Source organism: Nitrosophilus sp., from assembly GCF_982775275.1.
This window is the reverse complement of record NZ_CEXZHP010000020.1, coordinates 1-4,528: the sequence shown is the minus strand read 5'-3', so window position 1 is coordinate 4,528 and position 4,528 is coordinate 1. Positions and strand designations below refer to the sequence as shown.

The window sequence follows — 4,528 nt, the reverse complement described above, 5'->3', positions numbered from 1 at the left end:
GCGTTTTTAATAGCCTGAATTATAGCGATCAAATCTCTTGGCGATATTCCAAGATCGTTTAAAGCTTTTACAAGATCTTTTAAAGATGGAGACTCTATCGAAAATATTCTTGCGTTTTCCTCTTTTACTTCGGTTTTTACTTTTTCTATCATAGCCGTTTCTCCTTGTGAGAAAGGCAGCGGTTGAGATACTTTTGGCTCTTTTTGAATGGATACGTATATATTTCCGTGGGAAACATAAACTGGTGTGTCTATTTTTATATCCCCGCTCATTATAACGGTTCCGGTTCTTTCGTATATTACGATCGTTGGTTCGTTATCGGTATCGATTTTTAAATTTAATACTTTTGATACAAAATCGACTTTTTTTAGATTTTTTGGATATTTAACTTTAATAGTCGCCGAATCTATAGGATTGGCAAGATTTTTTTTGAAAGTTTTATTTATAATTTTAGCTATTTTTTGAGCTTTGGTAAAATCTGGATGTTTTAGCGTTAAAGTTAAATCTTTCATATTCGAAAAATCAAAGGGAAGATCTTTTTCTATGATTCCCCCGTTTGGAACTACGGCGGTCGTTGTAAAATTTTTTTGAATTTTTCCCCCTTTATTTGATTCACTAAAACCTCCACCGGTAGATACCGGTCCTTGGGCAAAAGCGTAAACCTTTTTATCGGGACCAAATAGTGGCGTTCTTATTAAGACTCCGTTTCCGATATCTTTGGCATCTCCCAAAGAAGAAACTGTTACGTCAAAAGTCATACCGCTTTTGGCAAAAGGCGGCATATTGGCCGTAACTATCACAGCAGCAGCGTTTTTTGTCTTAACATCTTTTGGATTTATATATATACCCATTTTTTTTAGCATATTGGCAATACTCAAAAGGGTAAATTTTGTCGTAGTGCCATCCCCAGTTCCGTTTAATCCCACTACTATTCCATATCCGGTTAAATAGTTGGTTCTAACTCCTACAATATTTACTTCACTTCCTATCTTAACCTCGCTAGCAAACAAAAAAATAGAAAAAATTAAAATAAAAAATATCTTCCTTACCATACGCAACCTTTAAAATATTACTAAAAGGGCCATATTTTCATAATAAATTTAGCCAACCATCCGGGACTTTGGTTGTCTGCCATAAATCCTTGTCCATTATACTCTACATACATATCCGAAATCTTTGAGGATTCTATCGAGTTATCTTGTGATATATCGTTTGGTTTGATAACCCCAGATATTTTTAAAACCTGGATATCTTCATTTATTTTTATATATTTTTTGCCTATAATATAAAGATTTCCGTTTGGATAGACTTTTACGACTCTTGCTGAAATAGTAGCAATAAGCTTTGCTTTTCTTTTAGTATCTCCAGAACCAGAAAAACTATTTTTTGAAGACTGTTTTAAGGCAAACACATCTGTTTTATTTGGAACTTTTTTATCCATTATCGTAGCTGAAGGAAAACTAAGATCTAAATCATTACTTCTTGAAGCTTTAGTATTTGCACTTCCCTGTCCGGAAATATTTTCAAATATTTTTACTATTACAATATCTCCTATATTGTGAGCTTTATCATCGCTAAAAAGATTATCGTATCCGTTATATAAAGATCCGGGCGCTTTTGAAGATTGATTCTCTTTAATAACTGGAGCTTCAATCTTTGGAGGTTGAACATTTTTTTTATTACTACAGCCGTTTATTATAAAAATTGTTAATAAAATTGCGCCTAATTGATAAACTCTACCACGTAGGGAGCGATAACTTTGCATTTAATTACCTTATTGGTTGATATATTTTTTACTTTTATAATCTGATTTAACTCTCCATTTTCCAAAGCAAGTCCCATAAGCTCTATTTTTATGGGGCCGTTTTTATAAATGATTTTTACATTTTTTCTTTTTTTTACCAAATAGTTTGGCTCTATAAAATATCTTTTTATTATACTATCTTTTTTTATTTCTCTTTTAGCCACTTTCCCTACAATCTCATCTTCCCCCAAAATTTGGGAAACTCTAACCCTTTTTTCTTTTTTAAAATAGATATCTTCTTTTGATATTTTTCTATTTTTTAAAATATCCCTTTTTGCGTAAGGAACCAAAACGAACCTTTCAACCCTTAGGGTTATTGGTATTTTTTTATACAACTTTTTATCTACAAAAATTAGATAATCTATATACATATGTGTGGAAGTTTTTGATTTGAGAACTATTTTTTTTTCGATCTCTCCAAAGGGTAAAATATACTCTTTTTTTGATAAAGATATAGATTTTAGCGCAAGATTTGGATTTTTATCGATAAATTTTTTTATATCCTTTTTGATATCTTCATATCCTAACTTGATACTTTTTCTTTTTACAATGGCATAATCTTGGCCGGTTATTAAAATATTTGAAGTATCTATATAATTATCTTTTAACTTTTTTAAAATTTCATCTTTTTTTACCTTAACAACTCCCTGTTTGATCTCTTTTATAAAAATGGAGCCTATAAAATCTTTTAATCTATCTTCTTTTTTGGAAGAATTTATTTTTGATATATCTTTTATTAAAACTTCGTTTTTTTCAAGCTCAACAACCGGTAAAATCTCTATTGTAATTTTTGCATAAATAGTATTGGCAAAAAGAAGCAAAAAGGCAAAAAACGCCTTTTTAAGATTATGATTTGAGTGTAGAAACTGTTCTAAGCATCTCATCTGCTGTTGTAATACCTTTTGAATTTATCTCATAAGCTCTTTGAGCAACGATCAAATTAACCATCTCGTCTACTATATTAACGTTAGAACTCTCAAGAAATCCTTGAGCCAATTTTCCAAATCCGTCGCTATTTGGATCGCCCTCTATCGCTTCTGCAGAAGCCTCAGTTGGAACAAAAAGGTTTTGTCCTATAGCTTTGAGTCCTGCCGGATTTATAAATCTATAAAGTTTTATATCGGCAAGCTCTTCAATAGTTTGCACGCCACCTTCATTCCTAACAGCGGTTACTTTTCCGTTAGGACTTATTGAGATACTAATTAGCGTTTCAGGAGATGATATCTGAATATTTGGAGAGAGTTTATATCCCTCGGATGTTACAACATATCCTTCATTATCCAGTTGAAAATTGCCGGCTCTCGTATAAGCTTCTCCACCTCCTGGAGTTTCTATTTTAAAAAAGCCTTTTCCCTCTATAGCTACATCCAATTCTCTATCGGTTTTTCTTAAGCTCCCTTGAGAAAATATTTTGCTAACATCTGAAAGCTTTACCCCAAGTCCCACCTGAATCCCAGAAGGTATCATATTTTCATCAGAGCTTTTAACTCCAGGATCTTTAATATTTTGGTATATTAAATCCTCAAAATTTGCTCTGCTTATCTTAAATCCAACAGTATTTACGTTTGCGATATTGTTGGATACCACATCCAAATTTGTCTGTTGAGCCTGCATTCCCGAAGCTGAAGTCCATAAAGCTCTAATCATCTCTCATCCTTTAAAAATAATATTTAAACCAACTATATTTACGCTCTACCTATCTCGTTGGTTTTTTGCTCCAATGCGTCTAAAGATTTTATAAGATTTGAATATATCTCAAATCTTCTTTGAGATATTATCATTTCACTCATCTCGTTTATAACATTTACGTTTGAGCTTTCTAAAAACCCTTGTCTTATCAAAAATTTCGGCTCAAACTCTTCTCCTTTTGGCCTATAATAACTATATCCAAACGCCTCTACGCTTTTATAGGCAACTACTTTAATTTTGGCTACCTTTTCTCCTTTTTGGAAAATAGTTCCATCGCTTCCAACGGATATATCAAGTTTTGAATCTAACTCTATTTTTTTTCCCAAATCGTCTAAAACATAATTCCCATTTGAATCTACTAAAAAACCTTTATCATTTATAAAAAAATGACCATCTCTTGTTAAAAGATTTCCATCTTTTGTCTCTATTTGAAAAAAGCCATCACCTTCGATCGCAAAATCCAAATGGTTTTGTGTTTTTTTAAGACTACCTTGATCTAATATAACGGGAGTCTCTTCAAATCTTGAAAAAACGAAAAGATGATTTGAATCGCCTCTATTTTCATCTATTCTTTGACTCATCTCTTTAAGCAACATTTTCTTAAAACCGGTTGTATTTACGTTTGCTATATTGTTGGTTATCGTATCTAACTGCTCCATCGCTCTTGAGCTTCCACTTGCCAAAACATAAATAGATTGAAGATTTAGGGCCATTATCTATCCTTATTCGCTATCCAATATTTTCATTCTATCTTCGGGGGTTATAATATTTGTTATTTTTATTCCAAAACTATTTTTTATCGTGTAAAGCTCGCCTTTTGCTATTAATTTTCCGTTTACTTTTAAATCTACAGGTTCATTTATCATTTTATCAAGCTCAATTACGCTATTTGGATTTAATTTTAAAATCTCTTCTATGGGAAGCTCTGTTGATCCTATCTCAACGGTAACCTCTAAGGGAATATCCATAAGTAAGGAGAGTTTTGAACTATCGCTTTTTTCATAATTTTCAAAAGATGGCAAAGACTCTTCTAAA

6 protein-coding genes are annotated in these 4,528 nt (G+C 31.9%); all 6 read right to left on the bottom strand.

From position 1 onward, the window contains the following. On the bottom strand, positions 1-1,052 hold a 1,052-nt coding region (locus tag AC30RD_RS02100), incomplete at its 3' end, for a flagellar basal body P-ring protein FlgI (RefSeq protein ID WP_489492515.1). 20 nt (positions 1,053-1,072) lie between these two features. Further along, positions 1,073-1,765: a flagellar basal body L-ring protein FlgH gene (locus AC30RD_RS02095; RefSeq protein ID WP_489492513.1), complete on the bottom strand. Its 693-nt coding sequence runs from the start codon at positions 1,763-1,765 to the stop codon at positions 1,073-1,075. After that, positions 1,723-2,688 (bottom strand): flagellar basal body P-ring formation chaperone FlgA, encoded by a 966-nt coding sequence (flgA, locus tag AC30RD_RS02090; RefSeq protein WP_489492512.1) that lies wholly within the window; start codon positions 2,686-2,688, stop codon positions 1,723-1,725. The genes AC30RD_RS02095 and flgA overlap by 43 nt, the downstream gene beginning before the upstream one ends. Further along, on the bottom strand, positions 2,651-3,451 hold the full coding sequence (flgG, locus tag AC30RD_RS02085; RefSeq protein ID WP_489492511.1) for a flagellar basal-body rod protein FlgG: 801 nt from the start codon (positions 3,449-3,451) through the stop codon (positions 2,651-2,653). The genes flgA and flgG overlap by 38 nt, the downstream gene beginning before the upstream one ends. Positions 3,452-3,489: 38 nt before the next feature. Then, the gene (locus AC30RD_RS02080) at positions 3,490-4,206 is read right to left on the bottom strand and encodes a flagellar hook-basal body protein (RefSeq protein WP_489492510.1); all 717 of its coding nucleotides are present in this window, start codon (positions 4,204-4,206) and stop codon (positions 3,490-3,492) included. 9 nt (positions 4,207-4,215) lie between these two features. Further along, positions 4,216-4,528, bottom strand: a 313-nt coding sequence (fliN, locus tag AC30RD_RS02075) for a flagellar motor switch protein FliN (protein ID WP_489492509.1), incomplete at its 5' end; no start/stop codon positions are given.

Bases quoted from the DNA above. Each gene is read 5' to 3' on its own strand.
- AC30RD_RS02095 (WP_489492513.1), bottom strand. From the start codon at position 1,765: ATGCAAAGTTATCGCTCCCTACGTGGTAGAGTTTATCAATTAGGCGCA.
- flgA (WP_489492512.1), bottom strand. From the start codon at position 2,688: ATGAGATGCTTAGAACAGTTTCTACACTCAAATCATAATCTTAAAAAG.
- flgG (WP_489492511.1), bottom strand. From the start codon at position 3,451: ATGATTAGAGCTTTATGGACTTCAGCTTCGGGAATGCAGGCTCAACAG.
- AC30RD_RS02080 (WP_489492510.1), bottom strand. From the start codon at position 4,206: ATGGCCCTAAATCTTCAATCTATTTATGTTTTGGCAAGTGGAAGCTCA.